Raw genomic sequence first — 14,468 nt, 5'->3', positions numbered from 1 at the left:
ACTTATAACATATGTAAGTGAGGTCTATTCCGTATGGGCTTTTATTAATTTTGTTGTGTGTTTGTCCAATTGAAGAGATCGAATGTCAGATTGCCCTCATGATCCAATTGGGCCAAAAAGACCGACTCTGCAGTGAGCTTTCTTCTTGAGAGTTCTTTTATTAACCATGATTTTGTATATCCGATTTCTGATAAGGCGGCTTCATCGATTTTTCCGTCTTCAATAACCGCCTGCGGAGGACTCGAGCGTTGGAATTCAGCCATTATGTCTTCCCTTACCAGCGGTTGTTTTCCCTTTTTCAGCATCACGCTCAAATCCCCGTTAGTATCTAACGTGGCGAATTCAACATCCGCAGCTCTGAAAACATCCTTCTTCCTTAACTGTTCAAGAAGTTCATCAATCGAGTAATGTTCCTTTCTAAGCGCATTTTCATCTATTTTCCCATCTTTAATAAAGACAGCAGGCTCCCCTTCCGTAAACCTTCTGAATTTACTGCTTTTAAGTGAAAGATATGAAAACAGAAATGGAAATAAGAACCACAGTAAGATGCTCATTAGTCCCTCACTCAAAGGCAGGCCAAGGTCCATTGAGAGTGTACCGGCAATGCTGCCTACAGTGATGCCGGTGATATACTCAAAAAACGATAATTTTGACAGCTGTTTTTTTCCGAGTAATTTTGTAATGAAAAACAAAGAAAGGAGAATGAACAAGCTTCTTAAAGCTACTTGCAAGTATTCAGGCATATTTCATTCCTCCCATTACCCCTTTGGTTTAAAAAGGAGCGCACCAATGAATCCAAAAACGATCGCTGCCGATATACCGGAACTTGTTACTTCGAACATGCCTGTTAATACTCCTACAAGGCCGTGTTCTTGTGATTCCTGCATCGCACCGTTTACCAGCGCATTCCCGAAGCTTGTAATCGGTATGGTCGCACCCGCCCCGGCAAAATCGATCAGTGGTTCATATAATCCAAACCCTGAAAGTACAGCGCCTGCCACCACTAAGAAACTTAAGGTATGTGCCGGTGTCATTTTTGCTACATCAAACATTAACTGTCCAATGACACAGATGATTCCTCCTATGACAAATGACCAAAAGAACATCGCTATCATATACTCTTCCTCCTTAACATTACAAAAATTCAATGGACACAGCATGGGCAATGCATGGAATCGTTTCACCCTGTTGAAAAGTAACTGGCGATAACAACGCACCGGTCGCCACCATTAAGATCCGTTTATACGTCCCTTTTTTCATTTCATTCAATAAGTGCCCATACAGTACGGTCGCCGAACAGCCCGGACCGCTTGCCCCCGACTGAACAGGCTGATCTTTTCCATATATAAGTAAACCGCAGTCCTGGTATTGCTTGTCGGTCAGGGAGTATCCTTTTTCCTTCAGCATTTCCATGGCTGTCTGTCTGCCGATTGCAGCAAGATCCCCTGTTACAATTAAATCGTAATAGGAAGGATCCCTTCCCAAATCCTGAAAGTGACCGGCTATCGTATCAACAGCTGCCGGTGCCATTGCTCCTCCCATATTAAAGGGATCTGATAAGCCCATATCAATCACTTTTCCGATTGTTGCGGATGTAACTCTCGGACAAGGAGTTGAAATCCCTGCACCATTTCCCACTACTGCGTAACCTGCCCCCGTGACTGTCCATTGAGCAGTAGGTGGTTTTTGACCGCCATATTCAGTCGGGTAACGGAACTGTTTTTCCGTGGCTGCATTATGACTGGAAGCTCCCGTTACCACTTTATCGGCACCTTGATAATTGACCATAAACCCCGCCAGGGCAAGACCCTCCATGGATGTGGAGCAAGCACCAAATAACCCGAAATAAGGAATGGCATATGAACGTGCAGCAAAGCTTGAAGGAGTAATCTGATTGATCAGGTCTCCGGTTAAAAAGAATTGAACATCATCTTTTTTAAGGGATTGCTTTTCAAGTGCAATCTCTACTGCATCTTCAATAAGGACCCGATTGGCTTTCTCATATGAGTCTTGTCCCAACCATAAATCATCGTAAAACCTGTCAAAATCAACTGCCAATTTGCCCTTTTTTTCGAAAGGCCCCCCGACCACTCCAGTAGAGAGGATCGCTGGCTGTGCAGGGAAGACCCATGATCTCGAACCCTTAAGCATTAAATCACTCCCCATTGAATTAATAACGTTTTAATTAAGGCAACCACAAATGCAGCAAATACACCAAAGACAATAACGGATCCAGCCAATTTAAAGATATTCCCACCTACACCAAGAACATAGCCTTCTGTTTTATGTTCGATCGCTGCAGAAATAACAGCATTCCCGAAACCTGTGACAGGTACTGCGCTCCCCGCTCCTCCAAACTGTCCTAAATGGTCATAAATGCCAAATCCGGTGAGAATCATCGCAAAGAACACCATGGTGGCGACTGTCGGGTTACCAGCGGTCTGCTCCGTGAAGTTAAAAAAGTATATATAAAAATAACTTACCGCCTGCCCTATCAGGCAAATTGCTCCCCCAACAAAAAATGCCTTAGTGACATTCTTTAAAAGGGGCCTTTTGGTTTCATATTGTTTTTCCAATTTTTCATATTTTTGCTGCTCTGGTGTTTTCGGTGTTTTTCCCACAAGTATCCCTCCTATGTCTTCTCCTTCTGAAGCTCGATAATATTCTTGAATTCTTTTTCAGCCTCTTTATCGGTTATCGACTTGTGCTGGACTTTTTCTTTTAAACGGACCGTTTCCAAAAAGATTTTATAATCGCTTGATAAGATGAAATCCTCCCCGGGATATTCATCCTCGAGATATTTTTCCATATCCTTTTCAATTTTCTTCATTTTGAAACGCTGTAAATGCTTCACTTTATAAACGACCAATGTTTCTTCTTTATTTTGAATGACAGCAACATCATACAGTTCCTTTTTTTTAGCCAGCTTCTTTTTTATTGCATGTCCAAAGCTATCCGTTTCAGGGTTATCGACCAGTTCAATCGGAGGCGGATCAGTCGCCTTAAGAAGAGCAATTTTACTGTCTTTTCCATCTTCTTTATTAGCACAACCAGCAACTAGCAAAAAGGATAGAACCCCTGTAATTACGTATTTTTTCATACTTCATCCCTCATTTTTGAATATACTCACCCCTTATTTTTTTCCTAAAGTCTAATTTTATGAAAAAAAAAAAGATCGCTCTATATGAGCAATCTATTTTTTCTTCGTATTCGATCCGCATCCGCAGTCTTTTTTCTTTTTATAATTTGATGTCGTTTTTGTTGGTTTAATCGGGTTATTGCCATTGTATTTAATCAATTTCATGCCCCCTTCTCTTGTTGATATTTCATTATATGTGAAAAGGGGTGTGCTTGTTTCCACTAATTACCTACTACTCGATTCATTCCAGTTCTGGACTGCGGCTTCAATTACAGCTGCAACACCTGCAACAGCAAGCAATGTTATAAATGGGCCAAAAATAAAAGGAATCCATAGGTAACCGCCGTATAAAAACACACTTACCCATATTCCTGTACACCAGTAACAGGATAACAAATTACCCACAAAGCCTTTTAAGCCTTCTGTCTTTGGAATCAGGTAAATCTCTTCCCCCCCATTCTCCTCTTCCACAACCTCATCAAAGAAAGGGGACCTTATAAACTCGGTTATTTTATCAAAAACGATCAAATGCGTCAGTCGAAAGATGGCAAAACCCAGGGATACGAGTTGTACGAAAGTGAACTCCAAATCGATCTTCCTTTCTCGGATGATAAATATATACAAGCCCAAATTTCCAAAAGAGGGCAGATGTCCGTTACCTAATCGCCTACACCACAATATGTTAGTAATGTAAATGAAATTTATTTTAAGGAGGAACTTTATATGGGTTGCGGAAGAGATAGAGATTTTGGTAAAAAAGATCTCAGCTGTGTATGTCAAGCAGTTCGCGCTATTAAGGATATTCAAGACGCTGGTGACGAATGCAACGAATGCCGTAATGACTGTTTCCTTGAGCCGCTGGGAACGATGGTTAGCCCTGCTAACCGTGTGAATACCCGTGTCTTTAAGTTATACCTGAAAAACGGTGATACTTTCAAAGCACATGTCAAAGGAAGCAAATGGAAATCACCATTTTTCCGTGTAAAAGATGTATTTGACAACTGCTGTGCTACTTTACAAGTACTGAAGCCAGATAAGGTCGAAGACACGGAAGATAATATGATTGAGTGGGAATTAACAGGCGACTGTGTAACAGTTGACCTGGATTGCTTCTGTGCGATTCAATGTATCAAAGATGTATTCGTTGACTTATGTGAAGATTGATAAGTCAGGTATCAGTGACTGAAACCTGTAAGAAAAAGCCAGCCGGGATACCCCGCCTGGCTTCTTTTAGTGTAAGCCTATCATCTTAATTGATTTCAATGAGTCTTTTGCAATCGACACTTCTTCTCCGCGGAATGTCTTTAGCTTAATGTCAGATTCGTCCATATCGATAAGCACGCCTTTATAAGCAGCTGAATCTGTGCTGAATTCACAAGGGAATGGCACTTTCCCGTTGATGCTGGCTGAAATATAATTCAGTTTTTCTTCAAGGTTCAGTTCTTTAAATGGTTTCAGCCTTTTGAAAGAGGTAATTGCAGACTTGGATTCTCCCGCGGCAAGCTGGGGATGAGCCTTGGTTTCCTCATTTAACTCCCTGTCAGGCTTTTTTGATTTTACTGGTTCTGCTTCATCATGCGTTTTTTCTATCTGGCTTTCGATTGGTTGAGTTGAACGTTTTTCTTTTCTCTCTTTTGATTTAGTGGAACGATACACTACTTGCATATTCCCTTTGACTTCCTGCAGTTTTGGCTGCTGAATATATAACAAAGGTTCCTTGCTCGATGCTTTGTCTTTTTTCATGAAGTACACCTCCCATTCATCTCCACTTTTATATGTATGCAAATGGTGCATGTCAGTTTCATTTTTGGGTGGAATTTTCTGTGTACAATAAAATCCGCTATTATCTTTGACATAGCTAAACAAAAATCCCGCTGACCATTGTAAGGCAGCGGGATTTTATGTTTATATCATTTTAACCAAGGATATGATACCCAGAATCAACATGAAGGTTTTCTCCAGTGATCCCTCTTGAGAGGTCGCTGAATAAGAACACGGCAGTGTCTCCGACTTCTTCTTGAGTTGTATTGCGGCGCAGTGGTGCACGCTCTTCAATTTCTTTAAGGATGGAGTTGAAGTCACCCACTCCCTTGGCGGAAAGTGTACGGATCGGACCTGCAGAGATGGCATTTACACGGATTCCGTGCTTACCTAAGTCGCTTGCGAGGTATTTGACACTTGCTTCAAGCGATGCCTTCGCCACTCCCATTACGTTATAATTCTGCATCACTCTCTCCCCGCCTAAATAGGTCATGGACACGATGCTTCCGCCTTCGGTCATTAGATCCTTGGCAGCTTTTGCAACTGCAGTCAACGAATAAGAACTGATGTTATGCGCAAGAAGGAATCCGTCTCTTGTCGTATTCATATAATCGCCGGCAAGCTCTTCTTTATTTGCGAAAGCGATACAGTGCGCCAGGCCGTGAATCACTCCGACTTCCTCTTTGATTGTAGAAAAGCATTTCTCTATGTCTTCATCACTCGTTACGTCACATGGAAGCACTAGAGATTCTTCTCCGCCTTCCAATGTTTCGGCTAGATCTCTAACACCTTTTTCAAAACGTTCCCCTGCGTATGTAAAAATTAATCTTGCACCTGATTGGTGAAGCGAGCGGGCAATCCCCCAAGCAATGCTTCGTTTATTGGCAACACCCATGACGACAAATGTTTTGCCTTCTAATGAAAGAGTCATTGTAATCCTCCTATTGTTACAAGTTATTAGTACCTGCTACTAATTCTACATGAAACATTAGAAAAAGAAAAGGTTCAATTCAATGATATCTTCGTTTTCGTCTCTTCTATTTGATCAATATGCCTCGCTTCATGTCTGCCCAGCAGCTCGAGGACCTGCCATACCGGCATGATTCCAAATCGATGATGATCCATCGTTTTTTCGGCAAGGTCATGTTCAGAATAGCTTTTTATAAACTCTTCTGTTAAGCTTCTTGACGTTTGCAAAGCGTCCATTAATTGTTCAATTGTTTGAGGTTCCTCAGCTGGGTCGATTGGTGCTTTAAGCTTCTTGCTTTTATCTTTAAACACGCTTAAGTCTACTGCTTCCCCGCCACCATCCGATTGCCCTTGGGCAGCTTCGAGTGCCAGGTTAATAAAACGCGTCTCTGCCCCTGAAAGGTGCAGGATGATTTGGGCGACGCTCCACTCATCCTTTGAAGGTTTTTTATTTAATTGTTCAAAGGACATTCCTTCCAGACTTTCCTCTAGCCTTTTTCTTATCTCTATCACTTTTGTTTCCCACATTATTCATCATCTCCTTCCTTCTATATAACTAATTAGGTACCAACGAGCGAAAATCCTCCATCTTGTCAAAAAGAAAACTCCCCGGGAGACCGGGGAGTTTCTTCAACAAACCATTAACAATACTCACAGAATTCAAGTTCGCGTTTCAGTTCATCGACATATTCTTTAGAGCCGGTCACGATCAACCGGTCATTCATATGGAGTTCTGTGTCGCCATGCGGAACGATGGAATCTTTGCCCCTGAAAATACGGACAAAGATGACATCCCCCGTAAATGGGAATTTTCTCAGGGTCATCCCTTCGAACTGACTGTTCTGCATTTTTATTTCGTACAGTGACATTTCTTGATTTGTAAGGATATTCATCACTGAAGGTGATTCTATCATAGCTCTCAACAGCGCTTTGGTCGAGAGGAACACGGAATAAACTTCGATACCCTGTTCTCTCAGGGTTTCGTGCATATCAGGGCTTTCAACCCTTGCAATGACGCGTTCTACTCCTCTATCTTTAGCAGCGATGGCAAGGGTTGCATTCGCCTCTTCATCCCCGGTCGAAATCACAAGGATATCTGCCTCGAACACGGTATATTCTTCTAATGTATCGAGATCATAATTCTCGATTTCATTGATTTTGAACAATGAATCTGCAAAGTTCTTATCCGATTTATCTTGAATGGTATGATAAAGGACAGATTCATATAGTGAAGATTGAAGTTCCCTTGACGCCGGCATGGTCATCTGGTTTGCCCCCAAGAACACTACTTTCAATTTCTTTTCATTTGCGCTTTCCCGCGGAAAGAGCTTTTTAAAGAGAATCGGTGTAATGATACATGCAATGACTGCCACCAGAATTAATGTTCCGCTCATTTGACTAGTGATGATATCCATTCTTTCAGCGATTTTTGCAGCAGCAATAACGAGTGAAAGAGTGGAAGTAAGCAAGAAAGCCGAAGCTAAGGTGGTTTTGGTATCATACCAAATCTTCAACAAGTAGACCGGCAGTATTTTTGAAATCAGGAATGCCAGCAGCAATAAAGGAATCAAGAGAAGCATTTTCTTATCGCTCAGCAATGTCTGAAGATCAAGTTCCACTCCCACCATGACGAAGAAAATCGGGATTAAAAACCCGTAACCGAATGAATCGAGCTTCTGTACCATTTCCTGATTAGGTGACAGTAGAGAAACCAACACCCCTGCCAAAAAAGCTCCGAGGATATTCTCGGCCCCAACTGTCTCCGACACAGCCACAAGCAAGATAATAAGTGTGAAGACAGCGCGTGTCCCAATCTGCACAGTGCCTGTCGACAGACTTTTAATGAAGTTATTATTTTTCATACGCTTGCCTAAAAGATAAAGGATGACTCCCACTCCAAACAGAATGAGAAGCAGCCACATATTACCGTGTCCTTCTCCATAAAGGGAGACGAATACAGCAAGAAGGATCATGGTCACCAAATCGGCGATAACAGCAATCAGCAAGATGATCTGACCAATTGCGGTCTGTGATATATGAGCCTCTTTCAATGTCGGGACGACTACCCCCAATGAGATGGTCGAAATGATCAAGGTCATCAAAAAGGCGTTTTCTATCAAACCAAAAAATACAAATAAGTAAGAAAGTCCGAGAGAAACGAAGAAAATCCCGATAAAAATAATGGTTGCCACTTTCAGACGGTTCGGTTCTTCCTTACCGCTCGGAAGAATATCTTTTTTATTCTTGCTGTTCGAGAATGCTTTGAAATCAATTTCCAGACCGCTCAAGAACATCAAGAAGATGAATCCGAATGTCGATAAAGTTTCTAGCCACATATCTTGATGAACGAGGTCGAATCCGCTCTTTCCAATCACCAAGCCCATGATGATTTCAGCAATCACCACAGGAATGAAATTCAGTTTAAAACGATGCAGTAAAATAGGTGTTAAAAAAGCGACAATGATAACGATCACCAGTGACGTTACAGAGGCATGCTGTTCCATGGTGTTCTCCCCCATTTCTTTTTATATAAGGTAATTTAAAAACATCGTAGCCAACCCCAAATAAATAAGGGTGCTGATGATATCATTTATGGTCGTGATAAATGGACCCGATGCTACTGCAGGGTCGACTTTCAATCGGTGCATGAAAAGGGGTACCAGTGTACCCGCCAATGTTGCAACAAATAAAGAAATGAATACCGAAATACCAACCAGCAATCCAAGAAAAAAAGTGCCTTTCCAAACGTAAACGATCAGACTGACGACGATTCCGCATGTCGTACCGGTAATAAGTCCGGTACCTGCTTCGCGAATGATGAGGGAAAGCTTGCTTTCTTTCTCCAAATCCCCTGTGGCAATTCCACGAACAGCCACAGCAAGTGCCTGTGTTCCAGTATTCCCTGCCATCCCCGCTATAAGCGGGATAAACACCGCAAGAATGGCTACTTTATCAAGGGTTGCTTCAAACCGCCCGATGAGATTCGCTGTAATCATTCCTAGGAATAGCAGCGCAATCAGCCACGGCAGTCGTTTTTTAGCTGCATTGAAAGGGTTCCTGTCAATCGAATCCAAATCGGCGATACCTGCGAGCTTGGAATAGTCATCCGATGCTTCTTCTTCCATGACATCCATGATGTCATCGACCGTTATGATCCCCAGCAGATGCTGTTGAAAATCAACAACCGGCAAGGCAAGGAAATCATAGTCCTTCATTTGTCTGGCGACGGCTTCCTGGTCCTCGCTAACACCGACTGACATGACCCTTTCACTCATGATTTCAGAAATCATGACGTCATCATGACTGATGATGAGATCCCTTAAAGAGATAACTCCCACAAGCTTCTTATCGTCGTCTACTACATAAATGTAATAAATCGTTTCTGCATTCGGAGCTTCATTCTTTAGAATATACATGGCTGATCGGACTGTTTGATTTTGTGAAATTGCCACAAACTCTGTAGTCATTATACTACCAGCGGTATATTCTTCATAATGAAGGAGTTCTTTTATTTCTCTGGCTGAATCATCATCCATGATGGTCAGGTAGCTGACAACCTGATCTTTATCAAGTTCATTCAATACATCTACCGCATCATCCGCATACATATTCGAAAGCATCTCAGCTGCATAGGATGGGTTCATTTCAGCGAGTAGTTCCTGATAATCTTCTTCATCTATATCAAGACTTTCGAACAATTCGGCCATTTCTTCCGGAGATAGATAATGGTAAAGGCGAATTCTCAGTTCATCCTCGATCTTTGAAAAGAATTTAGCCTGATCATAGGAGTGTAACTGAGTGAATTCCGATCTGAACAAATCCAAATCTTCCTGCAGAAGGGCTCTAATGAGAAGCTCTTCATCGTACATTTCTTTGTCCTGCTTTTCTTTCTCGTTGTTTTGTTCTTTGACTGCTTCACTCATTAAGGCACACCCTCCTTATGTTAATCCCGTTTAGTCGTATTAATACTAGCAAATCTTTTTGAAAATGTCGCCCGCTAACTTAGCACAACAACCTTCTTTTTGCTTCCGGCAATTTTTCAAACTAAAATGATGAATAAATGCTCCCGTTTTTTCACACACTGAACCATTAATATGTCATAAAACGAATGAAATGAAAAGAAAAAAGTTTCTCCAGGAATAGAAAGCAGGTGCAAAATGAAGATTGATGCAATAGGGGATATACATGGATGTTTCCAGGAATTTAGAAACCTGACTGAAAAACTTGGTTATGATTGGGATTCCGGGCTCCCTCGTCACCCTGAAGGAAGAAAGCTTGCATTTGTCGGTGACTTGACTGACCGGGGACCACACTCACTAAAAACGATAAGTGTAGTCGCTTCCCTTCAAGATGAAAAAGAAGCTTACTATGTCCCGGGTAATCATTGTAATAAGCTTTATCGATATTTCTTAGGAAACAATGTGAAGATCCTGCATGGTCTAGAAACGACCACAGCAGAATTAAGTGCTCTTACAGAGAAAGAAAGAAGCGTGTATAAGACTTTATTTATTAACTTATACGAAGGTTCGCCTCTCTATCAAATACTGGATGAGGGAAAATTAATCATTGCTCATGCAGGAATCAAGGAGGAATACATAGGAAAAAAGAATAAGCGAGTTAAAACATTTGTTCTTTATGGTGACATCACCGGTGAAGTAAATGAAGACGGTACACCCGTCAGAAGAGATTGGGCAAAGGACTACAAGGGTGATGCCTGGATCATTTATGGACATACTCCCGTACTCGAACCCAGAATGATGAATAAAACAGTCAATATCGATACGGGTGCTGTATTTGGTGGAAAGTTGACAGCTTTTCGTTATCCTGAATTGGAATTGATAAGCGTACCTTCAAGCATGCCATTTACAGAGGAAAAATTCCGTACCTTTCCATAAACATGTTATATTTCTTCATTGTCAGGAATCGTTGAACCTTCCTCCTGCACGATTAAACTGAACTAAAAAAAGAGATCCCCGTCGAAGATCAACACGGGAAATCTCTTTTTTCTTTCTGCGCTAAACGTATCAGAACGCTTCTCATATCACTTGCCAGCGGACTCTCAAATGTCATCCATTCATTATTCATGGGATGAAAAAAAGATAGGGTACTACAATGAAGTGCCTGCCGCTCCATAACCTTGATTTTTCCTCCGTACAAATCATCACCGAGAAGAGGATGTCCGATTGATGCCATATGTACCCGTATTTGATGCGTTCTTCCTGTAAATGGACGCAGGGATAAATGAACGGTATCTGAATACTGGCCAAGGACACGATATGCGGTTTTGGCATATTGCCCGTCATGACGGACTTCTCTTTCGATGATACTTGTATCTTTGCGGCCGATAGGCTGTTCGATGACTCCTTCAATGCTGTTCATGACTCCTTCAGCCAAAGCTTCATAAGTCCGTGAAATTTCTCTTTCCTGCTGCTGAAGACTAAATAAATGGTGCACGTGCCGGTGTTTGGCTACAAGGACTAATCCAGATGTGTCCCGGTCGAGCCTTGTGACGATATGAACCGCTGCTGCCAAGCTGCATGTCTCGTAATGACCTGCGAGTCTATTCGCCAGAGTGCCTGCACTGTGTTCTTTTGACGGGATTGAATACATGCCCCATGGTTTCTCGACAACCAGGACATCCCGATCTTCATATACAATCTTCAAAGGCAGATTTTCAGGCATTAATTTTTCACTGCCTATTTCAGGCGGAAAGACCAGTTTGAGAACATCGCCTGCCTCCAGGACGTGACGAACGTTCACTTCTGTGTCATTGACGGAAATTGATCCCCCATCGAATTTGACCGAGGTCAGTGTCCGTTTGGAAATCTTCTGGTCAATAAGGAATTCCCTCAGCAGCCTTCCTTCAAAAGCAGAGGGGATGACCCATTGAAGCGAATATCCTTTATTCATCTGCCACAAAAGAGTCATGTACTCTTTTCCAGAAAGGAAAAGGACGGAAGCGGGCAAATCGGATCTTCTCATCTGCGACACGATACTGAATCGATTTCACATCTTTGTGCAGAAGGGAAAGATGGTCGATCGTCACAAGAAAATCCGGGCCATTGACAGGCTTTAACATACAAGTATGGTGGGCCGGTAAGATAAGCGGGGATCCGATTGTACGAAAGACACGGTTATTGATGGATGCCATCTCCGCAAATTGGATAGCCGGCAATGACGGATGTATGATGGCTCCCCCGAGTGCCTTATTGTACGCTGTACTCCCTGAAGGAGTAGACAGACATAATCCATCTCCCCTGAAACGCTCGAAATGCTGTCCCCTGATTTCCACATCCATGACGAGGGTACCCTCTACGCTCTTCACTGTAGACTCATTCAGAGCTAAATACCGCGTTTCCTTCCCCCCGTGCTGATAACGGATGATCGTTTCCAACAACGGATATTCAATAATTTGATAAGGCGTTTTTGCAATGGCAATGACTAGCTTTTCGATTTCTTCTGGCACCCAGTCTGCATAAAAGCCGAGATGACCCGTATGTACTCCAACAAAGGCGGTCTTATCCAGCCTCGATCGATAACGGTGAAAGGCATAAAGCAGTGTCCCATCTCCCCCTACCGAGATGACAATGTCAGGCTGGTCTTCATCATATGTCAAATTGAAATCCTGTAAGTAGGTTCTCATCTTGTGCATCAGTGTATTGGACTTCGAATCACCTTTTGACGTAATAGCAAACTTCATTCGTTTTGACCCCCTTCGTCTCACTGTTTGTGGATTCTTTTATTGGTTGTGCCGCTGCCCCTCTTATCTTTTTCCATTTTGTTTGTGAAAATAGCTTGTGCTTCCTGGATTTCCTCACGAATCAGGCTCATTTCTTCATCCAGGCGAAAAGCCGCTTCCGCAGCACCTTGCAGCCTCATTCGAATTCTTTCGGGGAATTGGCCGCTGTACTTATAATTCAAAGAATGCTCAATTGTTGCCCAAAAATTCATCGACAGCGTCCGGATCTGAATTTCTACAAGGATGTTTTTCTCACCCTGGATCGTCTGGACAGGATAATCGACGACGACATGGTAGGATCTGTAGCCGCTTGGCTTTTTATTGGTGACATAGTCCCTTTCTTCAATCACGGTAAAATCCTTCCGTTGACGGAGATGCTCCACCACTACATGTATATCTTCCACGAATTGGCACATCATCCTGAGTCCCGCTATATCCTGCATCTCTGCCTCTATGTTTGAAAGAGAGATCCCTTTTTGGTTCGCTTTATCAAGGATGCTGGCAATCGGCTTTACACGTCCAGTCACAAATTCAATCGGAGAATGAGTTTGTTGAAATTCATATTCACCGCGCATTCCTTTCAGTTTCACTTTCAGCTCATCTACTGCTTGCTTATAGGGAGCCAGAAATTGTTCCCAATGATTCATTCCCTCACCTCTTTTGAAACATTACTCTGTTTCTTTCTTCAGGGTTTAAAAAGCTGGTAATGTTGAGAGTAATTAGTATGCCCTTATACCTGCTTAAGAGAATTAATCGATAAAAGCGGATTCGACCTTCTTAACCATTTCGTCGCCGTAATTCCCATTTCCTTCTATATTACTGATGAGATAGTTTAGTTCATCATGAAATTGGTCTAACTCCACTGTTTCCTCTGAGCTTTTCACCATAACTGGAGCATTCTCTTCCAGCGCTTTTCTCAACTCTCCCCAGATTCCTTCTTCTAAATACAGGTATACGTATTCCTCTTCATTTTCTGCCAGATAAACGAAGGCGAATCGGTCAGAGTCTGCAATGATTTGAGAAGCAGGCTTGATTCCTCTTAACAAGTCAGTTTGTTCCGTATGTAAGTTTAAAACACCATTTTCAAATGTTGCTTCGTTGAATTGAACGATTTTTCTCATGGCTATATTCATCCTTCCTTAAAACAATCAGTCTTATTTTATCATAAGACACGATTTACATCTAAACATTGAAGTTCCTTTCTATAAAAGAGATAATACAAGTATTAAGCAATGAAAGGATGCTATTCTTTGTCACAAGAAATTGAAATCGAATTTAAGAACCTGTTAGCAGAAGAAGAATTCATGCAATTACTCAAGAATTTCTCGATAAATGAAACAGATTTCAATATCCAGGTAAACCATTATTTCGATACCCCTGACTTCCTTTTGAAGAATAGGCAGTCTGCATTAAGAATCCGGCAAAAAAAGAAAACCTTCATGCTGACGTTGAAAACACCAATGGAAGAAGGGCTCCTTGAGACGAATCAACCCCTTTCTGAACAAGAAGCAGACGAGCTATTAAAACAAGGCATTTTTCCGGACGGGGAAGTAAGAGAATTCCTTCAAAGCCTTGGAGTAACCATCACTTCGATTCAACACTTTGGGTCTTTAACCACAAAGAGAGCTGAAATGAAGTTTGAAGGTGGTTTACTTGTTTTTGATGAAAGTTCCTATTTTGATAAAGTGGACTTTGAACTCGAATATGAAGTGAAAGATTATAAGCAGGGAGAAAAAATCTTTTCTGATCTGTTAAAGGAACATGGGATACCCAAAAGGGATACAGAGAATAAAATAAAACGTTTTTACCGGGAAAAAATAAGAAATCAAATGTAAAACTCATATCGCATTTTCCGATATA

Annotated in this window: 18 protein-coding genes; 3 read left to right on the top strand and 15 right to left on the bottom strand. The window is 41.9% G+C overall.

Annotated elements, in window-relative coordinates:
• Positions 1-44 precede the first annotated feature (44 nt).
• The 6 genes from ACUXV2_RS05635 to ACUXV2_RS05610 form a co-directional block, all read right to left on the bottom strand.
• The gene (locus ACUXV2_RS05635; RefSeq protein ID WP_446246067.1) at positions 45-743 is read right to left on the bottom strand and encodes a DUF421 domain-containing protein; all 699 of its coding nucleotides are present in this window, start codon (positions 741-743) and stop codon (positions 45-47) included.
• A 15-nt stretch (positions 744-758) separates the two neighbouring features.
• Positions 759-1,115: a stage V sporulation protein AE gene (spoVAE, locus tag ACUXV2_RS05630; protein WP_446246066.1), complete on the bottom strand. Its 357-nt coding sequence runs from the start codon at positions 1,113-1,115 to the stop codon at positions 759-761.
• A gap of 19 nt (positions 1,116-1,134) precedes the next feature.
• Positions 1,135-2,151 (bottom strand): stage V sporulation protein AD, encoded by a 1,017-nt coding sequence (spoVAD, locus tag ACUXV2_RS05625; protein WP_446246065.1) that lies wholly within the window; start codon positions 2,149-2,151, stop codon positions 1,135-1,137.
• Positions 2,151-2,621, bottom strand: a complete 471-nt coding sequence (gene spoVAC / locus ACUXV2_RS05620; protein WP_446246064.1) for a stage V sporulation protein AC — start codon at positions 2,619-2,621, stop codon at positions 2,151-2,153. The genes spoVAD and spoVAC overlap by 1 nt, the downstream gene beginning before the upstream one ends.
• 11 nt (positions 2,622-2,632) lie before the next feature.
• Positions 2,633-3,100, bottom strand: coding sequence for a sporulation protein (locus ACUXV2_RS05615; protein ID WP_446246063.1), 468 nt, complete (start codon positions 3,098-3,100; stop codon positions 2,633-2,635).
• Positions 3,101-3,364: 264 nt separating this feature from the next.
• A complete protein-coding gene (locus tag ACUXV2_RS05610; RefSeq protein ID WP_446246062.1) occupies positions 3,365-3,763 on the bottom strand; it encodes a DUF1360 domain-containing protein in 399 nt (132 codons plus the stop codon).
• A gap of 99 nt (positions 3,764-3,862) precedes the next feature.
• On the opposite strand from ACUXV2_RS05610, the gene ACUXV2_RS05605 reads away from it, so the two are divergent.
• On the top strand, positions 3,863-4,303 hold the full coding sequence (locus ACUXV2_RS05605; RefSeq protein ID WP_446246061.1) for a CotY/CotZ family spore coat protein: 441 nt from the start codon (positions 3,863-3,865) through the stop codon (positions 4,301-4,303).
• A 66-nt stretch (positions 4,304-4,369) separates the two neighbouring features.
• On the opposite strand, the gene ACUXV2_RS05600 is transcribed toward ACUXV2_RS05605, so the two are convergent.
• The 5 genes from ACUXV2_RS05600 to mgtE form a co-directional block, all read right to left on the bottom strand.
• Positions 4,370-4,882 carry a CotO family spore coat protein gene (locus ACUXV2_RS05600; protein WP_446246060.1) on the bottom strand — a complete coding sequence of 171 codons (513 nt, stop codon included), beginning with the start codon at positions 4,880-4,882 and terminating at the stop codon, positions 4,370-4,372.
• Between the two features lie 172 nt (positions 4,883-5,054).
• Entirely contained in the window at positions 5,055-5,831 is a 777-nt protein-coding gene (fabI, locus tag ACUXV2_RS05595) for an enoyl-ACP reductase FabI (protein WP_446246059.1), read from the bottom strand.
• Between the two features lie 74 nt (positions 5,832-5,905).
• The gene (locus ACUXV2_RS05590; RefSeq protein ID WP_446246058.1) at positions 5,906-6,397 is read right to left on the bottom strand and encodes a DinB family protein; all 492 of its coding nucleotides are present in this window, start codon (positions 6,395-6,397) and stop codon (positions 5,906-5,908) included.
• A gap of 113 nt (positions 6,398-6,510) precedes the next feature.
• The gene (locus tag ACUXV2_RS05585) at positions 6,511-8,373 is read right to left on the bottom strand and encodes a monovalent cation:proton antiporter family protein (protein ID WP_446246057.1); all 1,863 of its coding nucleotides are present in this window, start codon (positions 8,371-8,373) and stop codon (positions 6,511-6,513) included.
• Positions 8,374-8,394: 21 nt separating this feature from the next.
• Entirely contained in the window at positions 8,395-9,792 is a 1,398-nt protein-coding gene (gene mgtE / locus ACUXV2_RS05580) for a magnesium transporter (protein WP_446246056.1), read from the bottom strand.
• A gap of 234 nt (positions 9,793-10,026) precedes the next feature.
• Here mgtE and prpE point away from each other — a divergent pair, with 234 nt between their 5' ends.
• On the top strand, positions 10,027-10,764 hold the full coding sequence (gene prpE, locus ACUXV2_RS05575) for a bis(5'-nucleosyl)-tetraphosphatase PrpE (RefSeq protein WP_446246055.1): 738 nt from the start codon (positions 10,027-10,029) through the stop codon (positions 10,762-10,764).
• Between the two features lie 88 nt (positions 10,765-10,852).
• On the opposite strand, the gene ACUXV2_RS05570 is transcribed toward prpE, so the two are convergent.
• From ACUXV2_RS05570 to ACUXV2_RS05555, 4 genes are all read right to left on the bottom strand, one after another.
• Positions 10,853-11,797: an RluA family pseudouridine synthase gene (locus ACUXV2_RS05570; RefSeq protein WP_446246054.1), complete on the bottom strand. Its 945-nt coding sequence runs from the start codon at positions 11,795-11,797 to the stop codon at positions 10,853-10,855.
• Positions 11,772-12,569 carry an NAD kinase gene (locus tag ACUXV2_RS05565; protein WP_098352856.1) on the bottom strand — a complete coding sequence of 266 codons (798 nt, stop codon included), beginning with the start codon at positions 12,567-12,569 and terminating at the stop codon, positions 11,772-11,774. Before ACUXV2_RS05565 ends, ACUXV2_RS05570 begins: the two co-directional genes overlap by 26 nt.
• A 20-nt stretch (positions 12,570-12,589) precedes the next feature.
• Positions 12,590-13,255, bottom strand: coding sequence for a GTP pyrophosphokinase (locus tag ACUXV2_RS05560; protein WP_446246053.1), 666 nt, complete (start codon positions 13,253-13,255; stop codon positions 12,590-12,592).
• Between the two features lie 102 nt (positions 13,256-13,357).
• Positions 13,358-13,729, bottom strand: coding sequence for a UPF0738 family protein (locus ACUXV2_RS05555; RefSeq protein ID WP_446246052.1), 372 nt, complete (start codon positions 13,727-13,729; stop codon positions 13,358-13,360).
• Between the two features lie 129 nt (positions 13,730-13,858).
• On the opposite strand from ACUXV2_RS05555, the gene ACUXV2_RS05550 reads away from it, so the two are divergent.
• Positions 13,859-14,443 carry a CYTH domain-containing protein gene (locus ACUXV2_RS05550; RefSeq protein ID WP_446246051.1) on the top strand — a complete coding sequence of 195 codons (585 nt, stop codon included), beginning with the start codon at positions 13,859-13,861 and terminating at the stop codon, positions 14,441-14,443.
• Positions 14,444-14,468 lie beyond the last annotated feature (25 nt).

It is taken from the genome of Rossellomorea sp. NS-SX7, from assembly GCF_052828565.1.
The sequence above is the reverse complement of the archived record's forward strand: the minus strand, read 5'-3'. Positions and strand labels throughout refer to the sequence as shown.

Bases quoted from the DNA above. Each gene is read 5' to 3' on its own strand.
- ACUXV2_RS05635 (WP_446246067.1), bottom strand. From the start codon at position 743: ATGCCTGAATACTTGCAAGTAGCTTTAAGAAGCTTGTTCATTCTCCTT.
- spoVAE (WP_446246066.1), bottom strand. From the start codon at position 1,115: ATGATAGCGATGTTCTTTTGGTCATTTGTCATAGGAGGAATCATCTGT.
- spoVAD (WP_446246065.1), bottom strand. From the start codon at position 2,151: ATGCTTAAGGGTTCGAGATCATGGGTCTTCCCTGCACAGCCAGCGATC.
- ACUXV2_RS05615 (WP_446246063.1), bottom strand. From the start codon at position 3,100: ATGAAAAAATACGTAATTACAGGGGTTCTATCCTTTTTGCTAGTTGCT.
- ACUXV2_RS05605 (WP_446246061.1), top strand. From the start codon at position 3,863: ATGGGTTGCGGAAGAGATAGAGATTTTGGTAAAAAAGATCTCAGCTGT.
- ACUXV2_RS05600 (WP_446246060.1), bottom strand. From the start codon at position 4,882: ATGAAAAAAGACAAAGCATCGAGCAAGGAACCTTTGTTATATATTCAG.
- fabI (WP_446246059.1), bottom strand. From the start codon at position 5,831: ATGACTCTTTCATTAGAAGGCAAAACATTTGTCGTCATGGGTGTTGCC.
- ACUXV2_RS05590 (WP_446246058.1), bottom strand. From the start codon at position 6,397: ATGTGGGAAACAAAAGTGATAGAGATAAGAAAAAGGCTAGAGGAAAGT.
- ACUXV2_RS05585 (WP_446246057.1), bottom strand. From the start codon at position 8,373: ATGGAACAGCATGCCTCTGTAACGTCACTGGTGATCGTTATCATTGTC.
- mgtE (WP_446246056.1), bottom strand. From the start codon at position 9,792: ATGAGTGAAGCAGTCAAAGAACAAAACAACGAGAAAGAAAAGCAGGAC.
- prpE (WP_446246055.1), top strand. From the start codon at position 10,027: ATGAAGATTGATGCAATAGGGGATATACATGGATGTTTCCAGGAATTT.
- ACUXV2_RS05570 (WP_446246054.1), bottom strand. From the start codon at position 11,797: ATGACTCTTTTGTGGCAGATGAATAAAGGATATTCGCTTCAATGGGTC.
- ACUXV2_RS05565 (WP_098352856.1), bottom strand. From the start codon at position 12,569: ATGAAGTTTGCTATTACGTCAAAAGGTGATTCGAAGTCCAATACACTG.
- ACUXV2_RS05560 (WP_446246053.1), bottom strand. From the start codon at position 13,255: ATGAATCATTGGGAACAATTTCTGGCTCCCTATAAGCAAGCAGTAGAT.
- ACUXV2_RS05555 (WP_446246052.1), bottom strand. From the start codon at position 13,729: ATGAGAAAAATCGTTCAATTCAACGAAGCAACATTTGAAAATGGTGTT.